Raw genomic sequence first — 20,223 nt, 5'->3', positions numbered from 1 at the left:
GGAAGGTCTCCTACGGGCACTTTTCGACGGTGCGAAGGTGCTCGATTCACCCCAAGGTGGTGGTTCCCCGGTTCCCTTGCGGAATTCGGCGCCGCCGCCTAGCGCTGCGGCGACAGGCCCCAGACGTGCTTCGGTGTGACGATCTTCGTGATCGCCGAGCCGAGGACCGTGCTCGGCTCCTGGCCCTGGTAGAGGATGTCCGTGTTGAGCAGGGCCACCAGCGTCGCCTTCAGCTCCGGCAGGTAGATGGTCAGGCTCTCGTACCCCGGCAGTGAGCCGTTGTGACCGGTCCAGCCGTTGACGTTGACGATGCCGAGCCCGTAGCCCGCGCCGGGGGTGCCGGTGGGGAGCACCTTGAGACGCTCGGCCTGGGTGGCGGGCGAGAGCAGGGTGCCGGTGGCGAGGTCCCTGGCCCAGTGCTTGAGGTCGTGCAGGTCGGAGATCATCGCCCCGGCCGACCAGGCCCAGCTCGGATTCCAGTGCGTGCTGTCCGCGACCTTGCCGGTGAGCGTCTGGTTGGTATAGCCGTGGGCGTGCGGGCGGGGGAACTCCGCCGCCTTCGGGAAGAGCGTGTCGTCGAGGTGGCTGGGCCGCAGGACCCGGTGCTCGATGACGTCCCGTACGCTCCGGCCGGTCACCTTCTCGATCACCAGGCCGAGCAGGATGTAGTTGCTGTTCGAGTACTGGAACTTGGCGCCCGGCGCGAACACGTTGGGGTGCTTGAACCCGTAGGCCAGCAGCTCCCTCGGGGTGAAGACGCGCTGGGGGTCGCTGAGGAGGTCGTGGACGAAGGAGTCGTCCGCGGAGTACGGGAAGAGACCGCTGCGCATGTCCAGCAGATCGCGCAGACGGATGCGGTGGCCGTTCGGGACGCCCTTCACGTACTTGGCGATCGGGTCGTCGAGCCGGACACGGCCGTCGTCGACGAGTTCGAGGACCGCGGTGGCGGTGAACGTCTTCGTCTCGCTGCCGATGCGGATCCGCATGTCGTCGGTCATGGGCGCGCCGGTGCGCTTGTCGGCGACGCCGAACGCGCGGACGTAGCTGCCCTTCCCCGGCATCCACAGGCCGACCTGGACCCCGGGGATGCCCGCCTTCCTCATGACGTCCCGCACCGCCTTGTCGAGCCTGGCCCGCAGCCGCGGGTCCAGCTCGTGACGGGGGTACAGATAGTCGTCTCCGCCCCCCTGGGAGGGGGCGGCGGGCGGGGCCGCCTGGGCCGGGGCGAACGCCGCCGGCAGCAGCCCGCCGAGGGTGAGCGCCGCCGCGGCGAGCCCCAGGACCGCCTTCGACCGGCGGGACGGGGAGGGTCTTCTCATGGTCGGGCCTCTCTCATCTTCGGTTCGTCTGCTTCGGTTCGTCTGCCGAGCAGATCGTGCGCGACGGGAGGCACGCGTCCGCGCTCGGCGGGCGGGGGATCCGGGTGAATCACCTGCGATCCACCCGATCGGCCCTCATACGTGCCGGTGGTGGTGGCATGGGAACCGGCGGACCCATCGGTCGTGCCGATGGCGGCGGCACCGGATACCGGCGAGCACTCATCCGTCTTGATGAGCGGGTCCACCCGGACGGGTCATCCTCACCGGCTTCCAGACCCGACTCCCCGGCGGCGCCGCTACGTTGGCGCTCCCCTCTTCGGTCCCCGGAGTCGCCATGGAGGCGCCGTGAAAGTCTTCTGGGTGCTCATCACCCTCCTCCTCACCGCGCTCGCGCTCGGCGGGTTCATCAACGCGGTCAAGGACGTGGACAAGGCCGGCCGCCTCGGTGACCTCGCCCTCAGCGCCGCGCTCGCACTGGCGGCCCGGGGCAGCTGGCGGCGCGTCGGCGCGTGACGGGTTCCGCCCGGGGGAGGGGGGACGGGTACATGCTCGGCTCCCGGGGGCGTTGTCAGTGGTGGGTGTCACCATCGGGACATGATGCGATTCGAATGGCGGCCCTTCCTTGAGCGTTGGAGCGCCGAGTGGGCCGATGGCGGGGATACGAGGGACGAGCGGGGGGACGGCGACCGGGAAGCCCGGGCGGCGCGCTGGCTGGGCTTCGCGCCCGCCGGGGAGGAGCGCCTCGTCGCGCTGGAGGAGCGGTTAGGGTGCCCGCTGCCGCCGTCGCTGCGCTCCTTCCTCCAGGTCACCGACGGCTGGCGGCCCGCGGGCACCTCCGTGCGCCGGCTGGCCGGGACCGAGGGGATCGACTGGTGCGCGGACCCGCACGGCGGAGGCGGGACCCGGTCGGATGCCCGGGACACGGATACGGACACGGACACGGAGAAGACCGGGGAGGCCGGCCTCGGGGGCCGCTGCATCCGGCTGACGGCGGAGTCCGAGATGGTGGACGTGCTGCTCGATCCGGACGACGTGGACGAGCGCGGTGAGTGGGCCGTCCATACGTATACGGGCCGGCGTGGAGCGGCTCCCGAGCGGCACGGTTCGTTCAAACACTTCATGGAGGACCTGTACGAGGAGTTCCTCGGCACCGTGGAAGGGGTGAGCTCCGGCTCCGTGTCCGTCAGCCGCTGACCCGGACGCCGGCCACATCGGGGGCGCCGGGGCGGGCCGTGAGCTGCGGCCGGTGTCACTCCTCGCGGCCGCCCCGGTCCCCTCCGGTGCCTCCGGATTCCGCTGGGTAGGGTGGTCGGGACAGCACACCGTGGACCGTAACGAGGAGCAGACGTGAGTGAGCCGGCGTCCATCGCCCTGCAGCAGGAGATCGCCCGGGAGCTCCAGGTCGCCGAGACCTTCGAGGCCGAGCGCGAGATCGAGCGGCGGGTGGCCTTCCTCGCCGAGCGGCTGACCTCGACCGGACTGCGCTCCCTCGTGCTCGGCATCAGCGGCGGCGTCGACTCCACCACCACCGGCCGTCTGTGCCAGCTCGCCGTCGAGCGGGCCCGCGCCGCCGGACACGAGGCGCGCTTCTACGCGATGCGGCTGCCGTACGGCGTCCAGGCCGACGAGCACGACGCGCAGCTCGCGCTCTCCTTCATCCAGCCCGACCACGTACTGACCGTGGACATCAAGCCCGCCAGCGACGCCGCGCTGGAGGCCGCGGTCACCGCCGACGTGAGCTTCCGCGACGACCACCACCAGGACTTCGTCCTTGGCAACATCAAGGCGCGCCAGCGCATGATCGCCCAGTACGCGGTGGCCGGCGCGCACGAGGGCCTGGTCGTCGGCACGGACCACGCCGCCGAGGCGGTCTCCGGCTTCTTCACCAAGTACGGCGACGGCGCTGCCGACCTGGTGCCGCTGACCGGTCTGACCAAGCGCCGGGTGCGTGCCGTCGCGGACGCCCTCGGCGCGCCCGCCGAGCTGGTGTGGAAGGTCCCGACGGCCGACCTGGAGACCCTCGCCCCGGGCAAGGCGGACGAGGACGCGCTCGGTGTCACGTACGACGACATCGACGACTTCCTGGAGGGCAAGCCGGTGGACCAGCGCGCCTTCGACACGATCGTGCGCCGCTACCACCTCACCGAGCACAAGCGCCGGCTGCCGGTCGCCCCGTAACGTTCCCGCCCCCGCGCGGGGTTCTTGGGGCCCGTGCGTAAGTGGGTACGGGAGGGGGCTGCTGGCCGATCAGCCTGTGCAAGGCGTACCCAGTACGCTGACCGGGTGACCAGCCACAAGAGCGTCGACGTGCGTGTCGACGCGATGATCGAGGACCTGCGGACACTCGTCGAAGTCGAGTCTCCTTCACGCGACACCGACGCCCTGACGGCCTCGGCCGCCACCGTCGCGGCCGTCATCGAGAGGCGGCTGGGCGGGAAGGCCGTGCTCGTCGAGAGCGTGGCCGGACCGCATGTCCACTGGTCCGGCGGGGGCGCTCCCCGCGTCCTGATCCTCGGTCACCACGACACGGTGTTTCCGCTGGGCACGCTCGAACGCCGCCCGTTCCGGGTCGAGGACGGCCGCGCGACCGGGCCCGGTGTCTTCGACATGCTCGGCGGTCTGGTGCAGGCGGTTCACGGTCTGGCGGCGCTCGACGACCTGTCGGGCGTGGAGATCCTGGTGACGGCCGACGAGGAGGTGGGCTCCGGCTCCTCGCGGGCGCTGATCGAGGAGCGGGCTCTGGCGTGCGGCGCCGTACTCGTCTTCGAGGGCGCGGCCGACGGCGGCGGGCTGAAGACCGGCCGCAAGGGCTGCGGCACGTTCCGGGTCTCGGTCACGGGCCGGGCCTCGCACGCCGGTCTGGAGCCGGAGGCCGGGGTCAACGCCCTGGTCGAAGCGGCACACCAGGTGCTGGACATCGCCGCGCTCGCCCGCCCGGAGATCGGCACCACGGTCACCCCGACCGTCGCGTCCGCGGGCACCCTGGACAACGTCGTGCCCGCAGGGGCGACCGTCGTCGTCGACGTCCGGGTCGAGTCGGCCGAGGAGAAGGACCGTATCGAAGCGGCTTTCGCGGCGCTGACCCCGCACCTCGACGGGGCGCGGATCGCGGTGGAGGGAGCGGTGGGACGTCCCCCGATGCCCGAGTCGGCGTCCGCCGAACTCTTCGCGCTGGCGCGGGAGTTGCTGCCCGGCGTGGAAGGTGTGGCGGTCGGCGGCGGAAGCGACGGCAACTTCACGGCCGCACTGGGGGTGCCGACACTCGACGGTCTGGGCGCGGTCGGGGGCGGGGCCCACGCCGACCACGAGTACGTCCTGGTCGACGCGATGGCCGAGCGGGCGCGGCTGGTGGCCGGGCTGGTGACGGCTGTGCGGAAGAGGTAGCGCAAGGAGGCGAACCGAGGAGGCGAACCGAGGAGGTGGACGGAAACCTCCCGTCTGCGCCGGAGACCGGCACCTGGCGTTTCGCGCGCGACACCGCGCGGCTCTGGAAGGCACGTTGGCGGCCCCGAGCACCGAAGACGCCGGGGCCGGCGAAAGCCCTGGAGGTATGGCGGCAGGTGAGGAAGACTCCCTGGTCATGGAGTTCTTCTGCTACCACCGCGACCGGCCCGGATCCGTCAAACTGCGCGTCGAACTGCTGGAAGCCCACTGGTCGTACATGGACGGGTTCGAGAAGGAGCTGATCGCCCGGGGGCCGACGTTCGCGGCGGACGGCGAGACGCTCACCGGCAGTGTGCACATCGTCGACCTGCCGGACCCGGCCGCCGCCCGCGCGTTCGCCTTCGACGAGCCCGGCTACCAGGCCGGTGCCTATCGGGACGTGCTGCTGCGCCGGTGGCGCAACCTGCTGGGGCGCACCATGTGGGAGTTCCCGGGCGGCCGGTCCGGTGGTGACCGGTTCCTCGTCCTGGGGCTCGGGGCGGGGGAGCCCGCCGACCTGACCGTCCCGGCGGGCCGGGACGACCTGATCGCGTACGGGCCGCTGCTGGCCGACGACGGCGTGACGTGGGTGGGGACGGCGGCGCTGGTACGGGCCCCGGACGCGGCCGCCGCCCGAACCGTGCTGACCTCCGACCGGTACGACGCCATCGAGGTCCACGACTGGGAGTTCGGGGGAAGGCGGTAGCGGGGAGCGGCGATAGCGAGGGGCGGCGGTAGCGGGGGGCGCGGGAGGCGCGCGGCCGGGCGCGCCGCCACCCCTGGGCCCCTCGGCCCCCGCCCTCAAAGCCCCCTTGCCCCGTCGATCCGCTCGCGCAGCAGGTCGGCGTGGCCGTTGTGACGGGCGTACTCCTCGATCATGTGGATGAGCACCCAGCGCAGCGAGACCCTGCCGCGCCAGGAGTCCTCACCCTCGACGTCGAGATGGGGAGCCCGCCGTACGAAGTCGTCGGCGTACGCGACCTCCTCCCGCCACGCCCGCCAGGCCTCCGCGACCGCCGCCGGGTCGCAGACGGCGAAGTCGAAGTCCCCGTCGGGGGCGTCGTCACCGCAGTAGCGGGGCGGCGCGTCCTGTCCGGCCAGCACACGGCGGAACCAGCGGCGCTCCACCTCTGTGAGGTGGCGGACCAGGCCGAGCAGCGAGAGCGTGGACGGCTCCACGGACCGCGACGACAGTTCCGCTTCCAGTCCGGCGCACTTCAGCTCCAGGGTGGCCCGCTGGTCGGCGAGGAAGGCGAGCAGCATGCCCCGCTCCTCACCGGTCGCGGGTCCGGCGAACCGGCGCTCGGGCCCGGCAGCGGCGACCGGGCTGGATGCCGTGGATGCCGTGGACCTCGTGGACGGGGTGGGCGCGGTGAACAGTTCGGCTCTTCGGGGCGTGGCAGTCATACGGGTCATCATCGTCCCCACCACGGGCAGCTGACCTTACGGCCTTACGCCCTCACACCCTCACGGGCTCGGAAACGTGGTCGCGTCCGCGCGGGTCACCGGGGCGAGCAGGGGGAGCGTGTTGGTGACCGCCAGGAGGCGGTGGACGGCGCCGCTCACGGCGTGCACGTCCAGCGTCTTGCCGTCTGCCAGGGCGCGGTGGCGGATGCGCAGCAGGATGTTGAGACCGGAGCAGTCGAAGAAGTCGACCTTGCTCAGGTCGAGGTCGAGACCGTGGCGCGAGCGCGCCAGAGCCGCGCACAGCGTGCTGTGCAGCAGCTGGTCGGCGTCGATGTCGACCTCGCCGGTGACCGAGACCAGCTGACGGTCGCCGACCGGTCTGACCTCGATCTCCAGGCGCGGCAGCGGGCGGCCGCTCGGCGCGAACGCCGGGGCCGTGTAGACGGCGCGCCCGTGGTTGATCTGTGCGGGTATCGCTTGCTTTGGCATGGCATTGGCTCCCCAGGCATCCGCCGGTGCCCTGCTCGGGTCCCTCTAGGTTCCGCTTCCGTGGCTGATACGTCAAGATATACACGAAAAGCATTTCGCCTATTTGAATGCGTGAAAGGAGCGTCCTACCATGACGGGATGGGTGCCGTACCTGAACCGCACGCCGGCTGGACGTTCCTGACGAACCACGCCCGCGTGCTCGCCGCGATCGCCGACAACCCGTCCGCGCGCATACGTGACATCGCCGCGCACTGCCGGCTCACCGAGCGCGCCGTGCAGCGGATCATCTCCGACCTGGAGGAGGCCGGATATCTCTCGCACACCCGGCAGGGCCGCTCCAACACCTACCGCATCGAACCGGGCGTCCCGCTGCGCCACCCGGCCGAGGCCGAGGCCGGACTGACCGTGGCGACCCTGCTCGGGGTCCTGGCCCAGCACGACGAACAGCGCGGGCAGCAGCCTCAGCACCTGTGAGCGGCGCCGGGCCGACGTGACACCGCCCGGCCGTGACCGCACCCGTGGCCCAGTGAGACGGCAGACCGCCGACCGGGGCGGCCCCGGATCAGGGCCGGTCCGGCTGGACGGGGGTGAGGTCGCCGGGGTCGGTGTTGGCCCCGCAGAGCACGACGGCGACCTTCTCACCCGCCGAGGGCCGGTAGCCGCCTCCGCCCACCTGCGGACGGGTCGCCGTCGGGAGGGCCGCGAGCGCGGTGGCGGCGGCGTGCTCCACGGCGACGCGCCGCTGGTCCCACAGGGCCCGGCGGGCGCGCACGATCTCGGTGTCGGACACCAGGACCGTGCGCACGTCCCCCTGCTGGGCGGCGCGCAGGGCCATCGCCGAGGCGCGGCGTGCGCCGAGGGCGTCCGCGGCGACCGAGTCGACCGTGACGTCGACCGGGCGGCCCGCCCCGATCGCGGCGTTCAGCGCGCGGCAGTTCTCCGGCTCGACGGCCACCACGCGCACGCCGTGGTGGCGGGCGGCCGTGGCGACACCCGCGAACAGACCGCCGCCGCCCACGGTGACCACCACGGTGTCCAGACCGGGGACCTGCCGGACGATCTCCTCCAGTACGGTGCCGGCCCCGGCCGCGATGAGCGGGTGGTCGTACGCGTGCGAGGCGAGCGCCCCGGTCGTGGCGGCGAAGTCCTCGCAGGCGGCCAGGGCGTCCGCGTACTCGGTGCCCACCAGCCGGACCTCGGCGCCGAAGCCGCGCAGCCGGGCCACCTTCACGGCGGGCGCGGTGGCGGGCAGGAAGACGGTGGCGGGCACGCCCTGCTGCCGGGCCGCCCAGGCGCAGGCGAGCCCCGCGTTGCCGCCGGAGGCGATCGTCACGCCCGCGCCGGGAAGGGTCCCGGCCTCGCGGTGGGCCTGGAGGAAGTTCTGCGCGCCCCGGGCCTTGAACGAACCGGTGTGCTGGAGGAACTCCAGCGCCAGCCACACCTCGCAGTCCTCCCGCGCGCGGTCGCCCCCAGGACCGCCGGGGAACTCCCCGGGATCGGCGGGGGAGAGCACGACGGGACGGACGCGTCCCCCGATGCGGTCGGCCGCGGCCTTGACGTCGCCGTAGGTGAGCTGGTGCATGGCGGGGGCTCCCAGGGCGGAGAGGGCGGTAGGACCGGGCGTCGCACCGGACGGTCGGGCGTCGCACCGGACGGTGCGGATGCCATGATCCCTCGTCCCGGCCGGTCCTGGGGCCGCGTGCCCCCGGTCCCTTCCGGAGCACGCGGCCGCCGCGGCGCCGCCCAACGCCGTCCGCCGTCCGCCTTCCGCCGTCCGGATGTGACAGGGAATCGTCATTGCGGTCACCGGGGCGGGCCCGGAGGATGGACGCATGCCCCTCACCCACCGCGTCGTCATCGCGGTCTTCCCCGAGGTCGACCTGCTCGACGTCACCGGCCCGGCCGAGGTGTTCGCCCTGGCCAACCGGGTGAGCGCGGGGCGCGCCGGTTACCGGGTCCGGCTCGCCGGACCGGTCGCGGGCGAGGTGCGGACCTCGGCGGGTGTGCGGGTGGTGGCCGATCTGGGCTTCGCGGAGGTCGGCGGGGAGGTGGACACCCTGCTGGTGCCCGGCGCGGTCGACATGACCGACGACGGGCCCACCGCGCGGATCGACCCGGACGTGGTGGCGTGGGTCAAGGAGACCGCCGAGCACGCCCGGCGGGTGGCCTCGGTGTGCGTGGGTGCGCATGTGCTGGCGGCGGCCGGACTCCTGGATGGGCGGACGGCGACCACGCACTGGTCGACCGCCGCCCAGCTCGCCGCGGACCACCCCGCGGTCACCGTCGACCCCGACCCGATCTTCGTCCGCGCCGACCGCGGTCGGCTGTGGACGGGCGCCGGCATCAGCGCCTGCCTGGACCTCGCGCTGGCCCTGGTGGCCGAGGACCTGGGTGAGGACGTGGCGCTCGCGGTGGCCAGGCAACTGGTCATGTACCTCAAACGGCAGGGTGGGCAGAGCCAGTTCTCCGTCCCGCTCAGCCGGCCCGCCGCCTCCCGCCGTGACATCGACGAACTGCAGCTGTGGATCGCCGAGCACCTCGACGGGGACCTGTCCGCCTCCGCCCTGGCGGCCCGGATGTGCCTGAGCGAGCGGCATTTCGCGCGGGTCTTCACCTCTGAGACGGGCACAAGCCCCGCCACCTACGTCGAGGCCGCCCGGGTGGAAGCGGCCCGGCGGCTGCTGGAGACCACCGACTGCCCCCTCGACCAGGTCGCCGCCGCGGCCGGGCTCGGCTCGGCCGAGACCCTGCACCGGGCGTTCCGGCGGCAGTTGGCCACCACGCCCGGGGCGTACCGGCGCCGCTTCCGCACCGCCTGACGACCCTCCCTTCCCCTGTACGACCCATCCCGACGCCGCGAGCGCGACACGGCTCGCTCCGTCATGCCCCTTTCATGCTCCCTTCATTTCGGAAAGGCACCGATGAACACGAACACGCCCGAGACGCACCGCCCGTCCACGACCCTGCGTGACGTGGTCGGGCTGGACAACCGTCCTCCCCGGCTGAGCGAGTCCGTCCTCGTGCTGATCGACTTCCAGAACACCTACCGGAGCGGTGTCATGGCACTCGACGGCGCGGACGAGGCCGTCGCTGCCGGTGCCCGCCTCCTGGCCCGCGCCCGTGCGGCGGGCACACCCGTGGTCCACGTCATCAACGACGGCGGCGCGGGCACGCCGTACGACATCCGCGCCCACATCGGCGCCATCAGCGACGAGGTGGCTCCGCTGGACGGCGAGCCGGTCGTGGTCAAGCGGTTCCCCAACTCCTTCCACGCCACGGAGCTGGAGAAGACCCTGAACGGACTGGGCGCCGCGCCGGGCAGCGGCAGGGACCTCGTCCTGGCCGGGTTCATGACCCACATGTGCGTCAGTCACACCGCCCAGGGCGCCTTCAACCTCGGCTACCGCCCCACGGTCGTGGCCGACGCCACCGCGACGCGCCCGCTCACCACCCCCGACGGTACGGTCCTTCCCGCCGCCACCCTGCACACGGCCGCCCTGACCGCGATCACGGACCTGTTCGGCGTGGTGGTGCCCACCGTCGAGGCCCTTCCCGCATGACCCGCGCCTACAGCACACCGCTCCCCAGCGGCCCTTCCGGTCCCGCCGCCGGAGGGACGAAGAACACCGCGGAGCCGTAGTGCTCGATGAACGGGCCCAGCGCGTCCTGGCCCGCGAGCCGGCGCTGGACGCGGGTGAACAGACCCGGGTCGTTCATGTACGCGAGGAACAACAGGCCCTGGTCGTCGGGGGTGTTGTCGTAGGAGTAGCCGCGGCGCAGTATCCGGGCGCCGCCGTCGAACCGGGGGTGCGCCAGGCGGACGTGGGCGTCGGCGGGGAGCAGGTAGCCGCCCTGTGGCGTCTTGGCGAGGAAGTCGGGCTCGGTGTGTTCGGAGCCGCCCTGGAGCGGGCCGCCGTGTGCCTTGCGGCGGCCCATGACGCGTTCCTGGCGTTCGACGGGCAGCGAGCCGAACCGGGCCGTCGCCAGGCGGATCCGGCGCACCACCAGATAGGTGGCGTTGCGGTGGGGGCCGGGCCCGAGCCACACCCACCGTTCGGCCTGTTTCGCGGTCGGGTTGGCGGTGCCGTCCTTGAAGCCGAGCAGATTGCGCGGGGTCTCCCCGGGCGGCGCGGCGGGGAGGAAGCCCGCCTGGCGCCAGCGCGGGCGCAGCACCCCCGGCACGGCCTGCTCCAGCCGCCGGGCGAGGTCGGCGCAGGCGGTCGGGGTGGCGGCGCAGACCTGGAGGAACACCTGGCCGCCCCCGGCCTCGGGGCGCAGCCGGTCACCGGCGAAGGCGGGGAGGTCGCGGAGCGCCTCCGGTGCCCGTACCACGAGGCGGGCGAAGAGGGCGGGACCAAGGCCGACCGTCACGGTCGGGCCGTCGCGCGCGGTGAGGAGAGGCGTCCACGCGGCGAACATCCGGAGCACGGCCTCCCGGCCCGCGGGGCCGCGGGTGCGGGGACTCAGGTCGTACGACAGCAGCAGTGCGCGGGGCGGCTGCCGGTCCGTCACGCCCGGCTGACGGCCGGGCTCGGAGGGCGAGGCGGGGGCGGGGGATCCCTGGCAGGCGGTGAGGGCGGCGGCGGTACCGAGGCCGGCCAGCCCGCCCAGCACCCCACGCCGGGCCGGGCCGGAGCCACGGGGCGACCCTGCGACGTCGTCGACCGGCCGTGTGGGGGAGGCCGGGTGCGCGTCGTCTACCAGCCGTGCGGGGGAGACGGCGCGGTCGCCGTGGACCTGCCCTGCGCGGGAGGCCGGGTGTGCGTGGGAGGCCGGGTGGTCAGACGCGCCTCCCGCGTGACCGGCACGGTCAGGCTCGCTCTTCACTCCGTCCCCCTTTCCCGCCCTTGCCCGGGCAAGTAGTCGTATAAGGGGTGTAGTTCGCATTCGTGGCGTTCCGCACGATACACCTGGCGCCGTGTCCGCTCTCGTTTCTCGTCGTCTTCCGCCACGGCGTCGGCCCGGTCTGCCCGCCGCGCCGCCGCTCCTGCTGGCTGCGGCCTGTTCCGGTCCCGTGGACGACTCCGCGCCGAGGGCGCGGTGGGCGGCGTAAGCGGGTCAGCGCACCACCGCCCGGGCGTACGCGGCGGACGTGGCACGGCCGGGTTGGCCGTTGAGGCGTGGCGGTCGTGGGGGCGGGGGCACCCGGATGGCCCTTTCGCGGCGGTGGCGCGCGGTCCCTCGTGCTCGAATGGCGGACAGGGCGGCGGTGCCCGATGCCGTCGCCGCAGTCAGCAGGAGCCGCCGTGACGACGCCCGTACGCCGCCGCCCCCGTGTGCCGATACGCGTGAGCCTCCTCGCCGCCCTGGTGCTGGCGGTGACCGCCCCGACCGCCTCCGCCGCGCCGGCCCCCGCCACCGCGCCCGCGCCTGCCTGCACCGCGGACACCGGCCCGTACCAGTGGGAGCTGGAACAGTATCTGCGGCTGCCCGCCGACGGACGGCAGTCGGAGGCCGACTGCGTGGCGATCCGGGCCTTCCAGGAGCGCAACGCCATCGCCCCCGCCGACGGCTACGCGAGCCTGGCGACCTACCGCACCACACTGGTCATCGAGGAGCGCCGCGCCCCGAACAAGAGCGGGACCTGTCCGCGGCGGGAGGAGCGGCTGGTCTGTGTGGACCTCGCGCGCCAGCTCCTGTGGGTGCAGCGCGCCGGGAAGGTCGTCTACCCGGCGGTCGCGGTCCGCACCGGACGCTGGGGCCAGCAGACCCGCAACGGCTGGCACGAGATCACCGAGCGCCGGATCGACGACCACTCCGAGCTGTACGACAACGCGCCGATGCCCTACGCCCAGTACTTCTCCGGCGGGCAGGCCTTCCACGGCGTCTACGGGGACCTCTTCAACGGCGGTGGCTCGGCGGGCTGCATCAACCTGCGGCTGCCCGACGCCGAGCTCCTGTGGAACACCACCGCCCTCGGCGACCCCGTCTTCATCTGGGGCCGCAAGCCCGCGACGTGAAGGACCGGGCCGGGTGCGTCCGCCGTGGCGCACGGGTCACGCCTCAGCATGATCACTTCCTCGGCCCACGGGCCCCCGAGCGCGTCGGCGCGCACCCGGGGGCCCGTCCCCCGCCTCCGGGGCACCCCGTCAGGCCGCCTCGGGGAAGTGGCAGGCGACCTGGCGTGCCTCGCCCGGCGCGGCGATCCGCAGCACCGGCGCCTCCTCGCGGCACCGGTCCCGCGCCTTGGGGCACCGGGGATGGAAGGAGCATCCCGGCGGGGGCGCGGCCGGGCTCGGCGGGTCGCCCAGGAGGGTGATGCGTTTCCGGGCCCTTTCGGCGGCCGGGTCGGGGAGCGGGACGGCGGAGAGCAGCGCGCGCGTGTAGGGGTGGGCCGGGGCCGCGTACACCCGCTCCTTCGCGCCGATCTCGACGATCCGGCCCAGGTACATCACGGCGACCCGGTCGCAGACCCGTTTGACGACCGACAGGTCGTGGGCGATGAAGAGGTAGGCGAGCCCGAGTTCGCGCTGGAGGCGTTCCATCAGATTGACGATCTGGGCCTGCACGGAGACGTCCAGGGCCGAGACCGGCTCGTCCGCGATGACGAGGCGCGGCCCGGTGGCCAGGGCGCGGGCGATGCCGACGCGCTGGGCCTGGCCGCCGGAGAACTCGTGCGGGAAACGGTCGATCTGCTCCGGGATGAGCCCCACCAGCTCCATCAGCTCGGCGGCCCGCCGCCGCGCGTCCGCCGCCGAACTCCCCTGCACCAGAAGGGGGTCGGAGATGATCCGCGCGACGGTCTGGCGCGGGTTGAGCGAGGAGTGCGGGTCCTGGAAGACCATCTGGATCTCGCGGCGCAGCGGTTTGAGCTCGCGCTGCGAGAGGTGGCTGATGTCCCGGCCGCCGTAGGCGATCGTGCCGGTGGACGGTTCGAGGAGGCGCACGATCGTGCGGCCGGTGGTGGACTTGCCGCAGCCGGACTCGCCGACCAGGCCCAGCGTCTCGCCGGGCGCCACGTCGAAGCTGATGCCGTCGACCGCCCGCACGGGAGCCGAGCGGCGCCGCCGGGCCGGGTAGACCTTGGTCATGTCCCGTACGGACAGCAGGGGCGGGGTCGCTGAGGTCATGAGGGAGCGCCTTCGTACGGGGAGAGGTGGCAGGCGGACGCGTGTCCGGCGGGTCCGGACAGCAGGGGCGGCTCGGTCTCGCAGCGCAGCCGCTCGCCGGCCGCGGCCGACGCGGCCCGGGCGCAGCGGGGTGCGAAGGCGCAGCCGGGAGCCGGGACGAGCAGCGACGGCGGGCTGCCGGGGATGACCCTCAGCGGGGCGTCGTCGGGGTCGTCGAGCCGGGGCAGCGAGTCGAGCAGCCCGCGGGTGTAGGGGTGGGCCGGGGCCGCGAAGAGCGTGTCCACCGGCGCCTGTTCGACGGCGCGGCCGCCGTACATCACCAGGACCTCGTGGGCGACGCGCGCGACCACCCCCAGATCGTGGGTGATCATGACGACGGCCAGTCCGTGGTCCTGCTGGAGCCGGGCGATCAGTTCCAGGATCTGGGCCTGCACGGTGACGTCGAGCGCGGTGGTCGGCTCGTCCGCGATCAGCAGTTCGGGCTCGCAGGCCAGCGCCATCGCGATCATCACGCGCTGGCGCATACCGCCGGAGAACTGGTGCGGGTACTCGCCCGCCCGGCGTCCTGGCTCCGGGATGCCGACCTCCGCGAGCATCTCCACCGCCCGCCTGCGGGCCGCCGCGCGGCCGGAGCGGAAGTGGACGCGGTGGTGTTCGGCTATCTGCTCGCCGACCGTGTAGTAGGGATGGAGGCTGGAGAGCGGATCCTGGAAGATCATCGCCATCCGGCGGCCGCGCAGCCCGTTCAGCTCGCGCTCCGTCAGGCCCACCAGCTCGCGGCCGTCGAGCGCGATGGACCCGGTGACCCGGGCGCCGGTGTGCAGACCGAGGACGGCCATGGAGGTGACGGACTTCCCCGAGCCGGACTCGCCCACGATGCCGAGGGTGCGGCCCCGGTGGACGTCGAAGTCCAGGGAGTCGACGGCCCGCACGGGACCGCGCGGCGTCGGGAATGTCACGCTCAGGTTCCGTACGGACAGCAGGGCCTCGCCCGTGCCCGGCGAAGAGGGGTGACCGGTCGGCGCGGGCGCGGTGGGGCGGGTCGCGTCCATCAGTACCTCACTCGCGGGTCGACGACGGCGTAGAGCAGGTCGACGGCCAGGTTGGCGACGACGATGAAGGCGGCGGCGAGCAGGGTCACCCCGAGGATGACGGGCTGGTCGCCGCTGGACAGGGCGCCGTAGAAGAGCCGGCCGACGCCGGGCAGCCCGAAGATGGACTCGGTGATCACCGCGCCCGCGAGCAGACCGCCCAGGTCCATTCCGAAGATGGTCAGGATCGGTGTCATCCCCGCCCGCAGCCCGTGTTTGACGACGACCGTGCGGCGGGGCAGTCCCTTGGCGCGGGCGGTGCGGATGTACGGCTCCGCCATGGTCTCGATCATCGAACTGCGGCTCTGGCGGGCGTACATGGCCGCGTACAGCACGGCCAGCGCCAGCCATGGCAGCAGCAGGTTGGACGCCCAGTGCAGGGGGTCGGAGCCGAACGGCACGTACTGCGGATAGGGCAGCAGATTCGCTGTCCTGATCAGGCCGTAGATCAGCATCATCGAGGTGAAGTAGACGGGCAGCGAGGCCGCGGCGACCGCGCCGACCATGAGGACCTTGTCGGTGAGGGTGTCCTTGCGCAGCGCGGCGGTGACCCCGGCGGTCAGTCCGAGCACCAGCCACAGGACGGCCGCGCCGAGCGCCAGCGAGGCGGAGACGGGAAGCCGGTCCATCAGCAGGCCCCACACGGACTCGCTGTTCTCGTACGAGTAGCCCAGGCACGGGAAGCCGCAGTGCAGCGCGTACTGGCCGCTGCCCATGGTGCGGCCGGTGAAGATCCCGGAGGCGAAGTGCCAGAACTGCTCCCACAGCGGCTGGTCGAGCCCCATGTGGGCGCGGATGGCGGCCAGCCGCTCGACGCTGCACGACTTGCCGCAGGCGGCGGCGGCCGGATCGGAGGGCAGCACGTAGAAGATGGTGAAGGTGACGGCGGCGATCGCGATCAGGACACCGCTCACCCCGAGCAGCCGGCGGCCGATGTAGATGATCATGAGCGGCTTCCCCTCGGGTCGAGGATGTCGCGCAGCGCGTCGCCGAGCAGCGTGAAGGCGAGCACGGTGAGGAACAGGCAGGTGCTCGGGATGACGAAGTACATGGGGTCCGTGTCGTAGAAGGCGACGCTCTCGGCGATCATCTGGCCCCAGGACGGCGTGGGCGGGCGGACGCCGACGCCGAGATAGCTCAGGGCCGCCTCGGTGGCGATCATGCCGGGGACGATGAGGGTGGTGTACGCGATGACGGGACCCGCCACGCCCGGCAGGATGTCGCGGGTGAGGATCCGCCAGGGGCCCGAGCCGTTGACGCGCGCGGCGTCCACGTACTCGCGGTGTTTGAGCGAGAGCGTCTGGCCGCGGACGACCCGGGCGATGCCGGGCCAGCCGAACAGCCCGATCACCCCCGTCATCAGGGCGATGCGGTTGACGTCCTTCGCCACCGACATCATCGCGATCATGAAGATGAGGGACGGGAAGGACATGGTCAGGTCCATGAGCCGGCTGAGGACCGCGTCGGTGCGCCCGCCGAAGTAGCCGGCGGCGATCCCGGCGGCCGTGCCCGCGACCACGACGATCGCGGTCGCGGTGAACGCGATCAGGAGGGAGACCTGGGCGCCGTGCACCACCCGCGCGAACAGGTCGCGGCCGGTGACCGGTTCGACGCCCAGCCAGTGGTCGGCGGAGACCCCGCCGAGGGTCCCCAGCGGTCGGCCGCCGAGGTAGGGGTCGATGGCCGTCTTGTCGAACTCCTCGGGCGACCAGCCGCCGAGCCTGCTCAGCAGCGGGGCGGCGGCCGCCATGACGACGAAGAGCGCGACGACGGCGAGGGAGATCTTGACGGAGACACGGCGGCGCAGTTCCGCGCGGGCCAGTTGCCAGGGGCCGTGGCCCGCCGGGGCGGCCTCGGGTGCGAGGGTGGTGGTCATGGTCGGACGGGCCCTCAGCCCTGGCTCTTCGACGGGTCCTTGAGGCCGACCGTGGCGTAGTCGAGCTGACCGCCGAAGGAGGTCTGGCCGTAGGCGCCCGCGATGTTGGTGCCGAGCACCAGCGGCCAGCGGCGCACCAGAACGGGCACGGCCGGGGCCTGGGCGAGGATCTCGCCGTCCAGCCGCTGCCAGGCGGCGTTGGCCTGCTTGGCGTCGGGCATGGCGGCGATCTCGTCCATCTTCTTCATGGTCGCGTCGTCGCGGAAGAGCGAGTGGTTGCCGGAGTTGCCCTTCTCCTTGATGTAGCGGCCGTCGAAGACGAAGGGCAGGAAGGTCGAGCCCGAGGGGTAGTCGGGACACCAGCCCGTGTAGACGATGTCGGTCCGGTTCTTGGTGTCACCGATCGTCGCGTAGAACGCGGACGGGTCGACGGTCTCGATGGTGACCTTGATCCCGGCCTTGCCGAGCGCCTGCTGGATGGCCTCGCCGCGCCCCTTGTCGCCGGTGGAGACGGTCATCTTGGTGGTGAACCCGTTCGGCTCGCCCGCCTCCTTCAGAAGCTCCTTGGCCTTGGTCACATCACCGGCCACGGGCACCTTCGCGGTGTCGGGCTGCTTGCCGCCGAAGAGGGAGGCGGGCATGTACGCGGTGGAGGGGTCGTTGAAGGCGGGGCCTCCGGACGCGGTGAGGACGGCGTCCTTGTCGAGGGCGTACTGCACGGCCTGACGGACCTTCACCTTGTCGAAGGGGGCGTGGCCGGTGTTCATCTGCACCATGTCCGTGCAGTTGGTGGACTCGGCGACGAGCCGCTTGCGGACCTCCGCGCTGGGCAGCACCTTGGCCGCGCTCTCCGGGCGAAGCGCGCCCCAGGAGACGGCGGAGGCGTCCGCGCCCTGGGAGGCGATGAGCCGGTCGTCGATCTGGTTGCCCTTGAGCCCCATGATCATCACGAGCCGGTCCGGGTAGGCCTTGCGGACCTGGTCGGTGGAGGCGTCCCAGTGGGTGTTGCGCACCAGCACCAGCTTCTTGCCCCGCTGGTACGACTCGATCTTGTATGGTCCCGAGGAGAACGGCCGGTTGTCGTACTGCGGCCCCTTGTCCTGGGCCCGCGGGACCGGCGCGAAGGTCGGCATCACGGTGGCGTTGGGGAACTCCGCGAAGGGCTTGCGCAGTTCGAAGACGATCGTGTGGTCGTCCGGCGTCTTGACGGAGTCCAGGTGTCTGCCCTGGGCCGGCCCCTGGTAGCCGTCGGCGCCGACGAGGTAGCGGGCGGCGTAGTCGGCGCCGCCGGGCAGGTCGGGGGAGAAGGACCGCTCCACGTTGTACTTGACGTCCTGCGCGGTGACGGGGCTGCCGTCCTCGTAGCGGACCCCCGGCTTGAGGTGGAAGGTCCAGGTTCTCGCGCCGTTGGAGGAGGTGCCCAGGTCGGTGGCCAGGTCCGGTACGAGCTCGCTGCCGCCGGTGCCGGGGGCCGCCTTGTAGGTGACCAGGGTGCGGTAGAGCATCCGGGTCCCGAAGTCCATGTCGTTCATGACCCAGTTGCGGGCGGGGTCGAGGTGGGTGAAGTCCTGGTTGGACAGGACGGTCAGGGTGCCGCCCTTCTGGGGGGTGCCGCCCACCACGGTGCCCGCGTTGGCGGCCGCCGGGTTCCTTCCGGCGTCCGGGCCCGCGTCCGTGTGCTTGGTCTTCGAGCAGCCGGTCGCCCCGAGGGCGAGCGATGCCGCCAGGGCGGTGGCGAGGGCGGTGAGGGTGCGCTTGTTCATCAGTGGTCACTCCGAGAGCGCGTGAGCAGTCGACAGCCAGAGCGGCTGGAATGTGACCGGTAACATAGTAATGTGAAATTGTACTGACAACCCCTCGGTCACTCCTTTATCCAGTCGTGTCCGAACGGGCCGTGGGGGAGGGGCTGTTGGGCGCCGCCGGTCGGTCCCAGCGCTTGGTCGTGACCTTCTGGTGAAGGGGGGTGAAATGTGAAATATTACTGACGTCCGCGCGGCAAGACGGCACCGTACGTCCCCGCCCCGCTCCCGCCTCCGTATGTCCCCTTCCTTGGAGGACTCCTCCCGTGACCGCTGACGTGTCGCCTCTCCTCTCCCGCAACCCGGCCGACCCCACCGACGTCCTCCTGCGGATTCCGGCGCCCGGCGCGCGAGCCACCGCCGACGCCGTGGAACGGGCCCGCGCCGCGCAGCCCGGATGGCTGGACGGCGGCGCCGCCGCGCGTTCGGCCGCGCTCGGCGCCGCCGCCGATGCCATCGGGGCCGCGGCGGACGAACTGGCCGCGCTCGCCGTCCGCGAGGTCGGCAAGCCCGTCACCGAGGCCCGCGCCGAGGTCGCCCGTACCGTCGCCATCTGGCGCTACTACGCCCAGGCCCCCTACGAGCCCGTCGGCACGGTGCACGAACCCGCCGCCGGGGCCGGGCTGCTGCTCACCCGCCGCCGCCCCCACGGCGTCGCCGGCCTCATCACCCCGTGGAACTTCCCCTTCGCCATCCCGAGCTGGAAGGCGGCCCCCGCGCTCGCCGTCGGCAACACCGTGGTGCTCAAGCCCGCTCCCGAGGCCACGGCCTGCGCCCTGCGCCTGGCCGAACTCCTCCACCAGGCCCTGCCCGCAGGGGTGTTCACGGTGGTTCCCGGTGCGGCGGCCGAAGGCGAGGCGCTCGTCCGCAACGCCGACGTCGTCTCGTTCACCGGCTCGACCGCCGTCGGCCGGGCGGTGGCCCGGGCCGCGACCGAGCGGGGCGTGGCGGCCCAGGCGGAGATGGGCGGCCTGAACGCCGCGATCGTCCTGCCGGACGCCGACATGGGCCGGACCGCCGCCCACATCGCGGCGGCGGTCGCCGGATACGCGGGGCAGAAGTGCACCGCCACCAGCCGTGTCATCGCCGTCGGCGCCGCCCTCGACCCGCTGCGCGAGGCACTCGCCGCGGCGCTGCGGTCGCTGCCGGTCGGCGACCCGGCGTCGGCGGACACCGTCTGCGGGCCCCTCATCGACGAGCGCGCCCGCGACCGCGTCGCCGAGGCATCCCGCGGCCTCTCCGTGCTCACCGGAGGAGCCGCGCCCCGGCACCCCGGCTGGTACGCCGCCCCGACCCTGGTGGAGCACGCCGGGCCCGAACACCCGCTGCTGCGCGAGGAGGTCTTCGGGCCCATCGCGGCCCTGCTGCCCGCCGACGACCTCGCCCACGCGGTACGGATCACCAACGCGGTCCCGTACGGCCTGGTCACCTCGGTGCAGACCGCGGACCTGGACGCCGCCCTGCACGGGCTGGACCGGCTCGACACCGGCATGATCCGCGTCAACGCGCCCTCCACAGGCGTCGACTTCCACCTGCCGTTCGGCGGCACCAAGGACTCCAGCCACGGGCCGCGCGAACAGGGCCGGGCCGCCCTGGAGTTCTACACCTCCAGCCGCACCTACACCCTGTCCACGTCACGGGCCGGGTGACCCGGCAGGGGGGTGGGTCCTCATGTGCCGGAGTGCGGATGCGGACGCCCGGGGCCCGCTGGGCGGAGTGATAGAAAGAGCCCCGAGTCACCGAACCGGT

At 72.8% G+C, this 20,223-nt stretch carries 20 protein-coding genes and 1 riboswitch; of the genes, 10 read left to right on the top strand and 10 right to left on the bottom strand.

All coding sequences use genetic code 11. The features are described from left to right. Positions 1-101, bottom strand: a riboswitch (cyclic di-AMP (ydaO/yuaA leader). This riboswitch is flagged as partial in the annotation. Next, positions 99-1,319, bottom strand: coding sequence for a serine hydrolase domain-containing protein (locus ABZ404_RS10535; RefSeq protein ID WP_358832055.1), 1,221 nt, complete (start codon positions 1,317-1,319; stop codon positions 99-101). Its footprint overlaps the riboswitch before it by 3 nt. A gap of 345 nt (positions 1,320-1,664) precedes the next feature. On the opposite strand from ABZ404_RS10535, the gene ABZ404_RS10530 reads away from it, so the two are divergent. From ABZ404_RS10530 to ABZ404_RS10510, 5 genes are all read left to right on the top strand, one after another. Continuing rightward, the gene (locus ABZ404_RS10530) at positions 1,665-1,832 is read left to right on the top strand and encodes a hypothetical protein (RefSeq protein ID WP_358832054.1); all 168 of its coding nucleotides are present in this window, start codon (positions 1,665-1,667) and stop codon (positions 1,830-1,832) included. Positions 1,833-1,913: 81 nt separating this feature from the next. Beyond that, complete coding sequence (locus ABZ404_RS10525; RefSeq protein WP_358832053.1) at positions 1,914-2,513, top strand: SMI1/KNR4 family protein; 600 nt, start codon at positions 1,914-1,916, stop codon at positions 2,511-2,513. Between the two features lie 153 nt (positions 2,514-2,666). Next, entirely contained in the window at positions 2,667-3,497 is an 831-nt protein-coding gene (gene nadE, locus ABZ404_RS10520) for an ammonia-dependent NAD(+) synthetase (protein ID WP_358832052.1), read from the top strand. A gap of 105 nt (positions 3,498-3,602) precedes the next feature. Next, complete coding sequence (locus ABZ404_RS10515) at positions 3,603-4,703, top strand: M20 family metallopeptidase (protein WP_358832051.1); 1,101 nt, start codon at positions 3,603-3,605, stop codon at positions 4,701-4,703. Positions 4,704-4,899: 196 nt separating this feature from the next. After that, positions 4,900-5,448 carry a YciI family protein gene (locus ABZ404_RS10510; protein ID WP_358832076.1) on the top strand — a complete coding sequence of 183 codons (549 nt, stop codon included), beginning with the start codon at positions 4,900-4,902 and terminating at the stop codon, positions 5,446-5,448. Positions 5,449-5,543: 95 nt separating this feature from the next. Here the strand turns inward: ABZ404_RS10510 and ABZ404_RS10505 are convergent, their stop codons facing one another. Then, positions 5,544-6,005, bottom strand: a complete 462-nt coding sequence (locus ABZ404_RS10505) for a DinB family protein (RefSeq protein ID WP_358832075.1) — start codon at positions 6,003-6,005, stop codon at positions 5,544-5,546. Between the two features lie 204 nt (positions 6,006-6,209). Further along, positions 6,210-6,638, bottom strand: coding sequence for an STAS domain-containing protein (locus ABZ404_RS10500; protein WP_358832050.1), 429 nt, complete (start codon positions 6,636-6,638; stop codon positions 6,210-6,212). Between the two features lie 138 nt (positions 6,639-6,776). Here ABZ404_RS10500 and ABZ404_RS10495 point away from each other — a divergent pair, with 138 nt between their 5' ends. After that, a complete protein-coding gene (locus tag ABZ404_RS10495) occupies positions 6,777-7,112 on the top strand; it encodes a helix-turn-helix domain-containing protein (protein ID WP_358832049.1) in 336 nt (111 codons plus the stop codon). An 88-nt stretch (positions 7,113-7,200) separates the two neighbouring features. On the opposite strand, the gene ABZ404_RS10490 is transcribed toward ABZ404_RS10495, so the two are convergent. Next, positions 7,201-8,220, bottom strand: coding sequence for a threonine/serine dehydratase (locus ABZ404_RS10490; protein WP_358832048.1), 1,020 nt, complete (start codon positions 8,218-8,220; stop codon positions 7,201-7,203). A 250-nt stretch (positions 8,221-8,470) separates the two neighbouring features. Between ABZ404_RS10490 and ABZ404_RS10485 the strand changes: the two genes are divergently transcribed. Together ABZ404_RS10485 and ABZ404_RS10480 are read left to right on the top strand one after the other, a co-directional pair. Next, complete coding sequence (locus ABZ404_RS10485) at positions 8,471-9,457, top strand: GlxA family transcriptional regulator (protein ID WP_358832047.1); 987 nt, start codon at positions 8,471-8,473, stop codon at positions 9,455-9,457. Between the two features lie 102 nt (positions 9,458-9,559). Further along, positions 9,560-10,198, top strand: coding sequence for an isochorismatase family protein (locus tag ABZ404_RS10480; RefSeq protein ID WP_358832046.1), 639 nt, complete (start codon positions 9,560-9,562; stop codon positions 10,196-10,198). A 7-nt stretch (positions 10,199-10,205) separates the two neighbouring features. Here ABZ404_RS10480 and ABZ404_RS10475 read toward each other — a convergent pair whose 3' ends face one another. Continuing rightward, positions 10,206-11,465, bottom strand: coding sequence for a Dyp-type peroxidase (locus ABZ404_RS10475; RefSeq protein ID WP_358832045.1), 1,260 nt, complete (start codon positions 11,463-11,465; stop codon positions 10,206-10,208). A gap of 419 nt (positions 11,466-11,884) precedes the next feature. Between ABZ404_RS10475 and ABZ404_RS10470 the strand changes: the two genes are divergently transcribed. Beyond that, complete coding sequence (locus ABZ404_RS10470) at positions 11,885-12,598, top strand: L,D-transpeptidase (protein ID WP_358832044.1); 714 nt, start codon at positions 11,885-11,887, stop codon at positions 12,596-12,598. A 129-nt stretch (positions 12,599-12,727) separates the two neighbouring features. On the opposite strand, the gene ABZ404_RS10465 is transcribed toward ABZ404_RS10470, so the two are convergent. Genes ABZ404_RS10465 through ABZ404_RS10445 form a run of 5 tightly spaced genes read right to left on the bottom strand, consistent with a single transcriptional unit; the run spans position 12,728 to position 18,438 of the window. Continuing rightward, positions 12,728-13,708 carry an oligopeptide/dipeptide ABC transporter ATP-binding protein gene (locus ABZ404_RS10465; RefSeq protein ID WP_358832043.1) on the bottom strand — a complete coding sequence of 327 codons (981 nt, stop codon included), beginning with the start codon at positions 13,706-13,708 and terminating at the stop codon, positions 12,728-12,730. Then, the gene (locus tag ABZ404_RS10460) at positions 13,705-14,760 is read right to left on the bottom strand and encodes an ABC transporter ATP-binding protein (RefSeq protein ID WP_358832042.1); all 1,056 of its coding nucleotides are present in this window, start codon (positions 14,758-14,760) and stop codon (positions 13,705-13,707) included. The genes ABZ404_RS10465 and ABZ404_RS10460 overlap by 4 nt, the downstream gene beginning before the upstream one ends. Next, entirely contained in the window at positions 14,760-15,746 is a 987-nt protein-coding gene (locus tag ABZ404_RS10455; RefSeq protein ID WP_358832041.1) for an ABC transporter permease, read from the bottom strand. Before ABZ404_RS10455 ends, ABZ404_RS10460 begins: the two co-directional genes overlap by 1 nt. Next, positions 15,743-16,675 carry an ABC transporter permease gene (locus tag ABZ404_RS10450; RefSeq protein WP_358832040.1) on the bottom strand — a complete coding sequence of 311 codons (933 nt, stop codon included), beginning with the start codon at positions 16,673-16,675 and terminating at the stop codon, positions 15,743-15,745. Before ABZ404_RS10450 ends, ABZ404_RS10455 begins: the two co-directional genes overlap by 4 nt. Before the next feature lie 14 nt (positions 16,676-16,689). Continuing rightward, complete coding sequence (locus ABZ404_RS10445; RefSeq protein ID WP_358832039.1) at positions 16,690-18,438, bottom strand: ABC transporter substrate-binding protein; 1,749 nt, start codon at positions 18,436-18,438, stop codon at positions 16,690-16,692. 302 nt (positions 18,439-18,740) lie between these two features. Here ABZ404_RS10445 and ABZ404_RS10440 point away from each other — a divergent pair, with 302 nt between their 5' ends. Next, a complete protein-coding gene (locus ABZ404_RS10440) occupies positions 18,741-20,123 on the top strand; it encodes an aldehyde dehydrogenase family protein (protein ID WP_358832038.1) in 1,383 nt (460 codons plus the stop codon). Positions 20,124-20,223 lie beyond the last annotated feature (100 nt).

It is taken from the genome of Streptomyces sp. NPDC005878, assembly GCF_040629815.1.
In the GTDB taxonomy this organism is placed as follows: domain Bacteria; phylum Actinomycetota; class Actinomycetes; order Streptomycetales; family Streptomycetaceae; genus Streptomyces.
This window is presented reverse-complemented; position numbering and strand designations above follow the sequence as displayed.

Bases quoted from the DNA above. Each gene is read 5' to 3' on its own strand.
- ABZ404_RS10535 (WP_358832055.1), bottom strand. From the start codon at position 1,319: ATGAGAAGACCCTCCCCGTCCCGCCGGTCGAAGGCGGTCCTGGGGCTC.
- ABZ404_RS10525 (WP_358832053.1), top strand. From the start codon at position 1,914: ATGATGCGATTCGAATGGCGGCCCTTCCTTGAGCGTTGGAGCGCCGAG.
- ABZ404_RS10510 (WP_358832076.1), top strand. From the start codon at position 4,900: ATGGAGTTCTTCTGCTACCACCGCGACCGGCCCGGATCCGTCAAACTG.
- ABZ404_RS10505 (WP_358832075.1), bottom strand. From the start codon at position 6,005: ATGCTGCTCGCCTTCCTCGCCGACCAGCGGGCCACCCTGGAGCTGAAG.
- ABZ404_RS10500 (WP_358832050.1), bottom strand. From the start codon at position 6,638: ATGCCAAAGCAAGCGATACCCGCACAGATCAACCACGGGCGCGCCGTC.
- ABZ404_RS10495 (WP_358832049.1), top strand. From the start codon at position 6,777: ATGGGTGCCGTACCTGAACCGCACGCCGGCTGGACGTTCCTGACGAAC.
- ABZ404_RS10490 (WP_358832048.1), bottom strand. From the start codon at position 8,220: ATGCACCAGCTCACCTACGGCGACGTCAAGGCCGCGGCCGACCGCATC.
- ABZ404_RS10485 (WP_358832047.1), top strand. From the start codon at position 8,471: ATGCCCCTCACCCACCGCGTCGTCATCGCGGTCTTCCCCGAGGTCGAC.
- ABZ404_RS10480 (WP_358832046.1), top strand. From the start codon at position 9,560: ATGAACACGAACACGCCCGAGACGCACCGCCCGTCCACGACCCTGCGT.
- ABZ404_RS10465 (WP_358832043.1), bottom strand. From the start codon at position 13,708: ATGACCTCAGCGACCCCGCCCCTGCTGTCCGTACGGGACATGACCAAG.
- ABZ404_RS10460 (WP_358832042.1), bottom strand. From the start codon at position 14,760: ATGGACGCGACCCGCCCCACCGCGCCCGCGCCGACCGGTCACCCCTCT.
- ABZ404_RS10455 (WP_358832041.1), bottom strand. From the start codon at position 15,746: ATGATCATCTACATCGGCCGCCGGCTGCTCGGGGTGAGCGGTGTCCTG.
- ABZ404_RS10450 (WP_358832040.1), bottom strand. From the start codon at position 16,675: ATGACCACCACCCTCGCACCCGAGGCCGCCCCGGCGGGCCACGGCCCC.
- ABZ404_RS10445 (WP_358832039.1), bottom strand. From the start codon at position 18,438: ATGAACAAGCGCACCCTCACCGCCCTCGCCACCGCCCTGGCGGCATCG.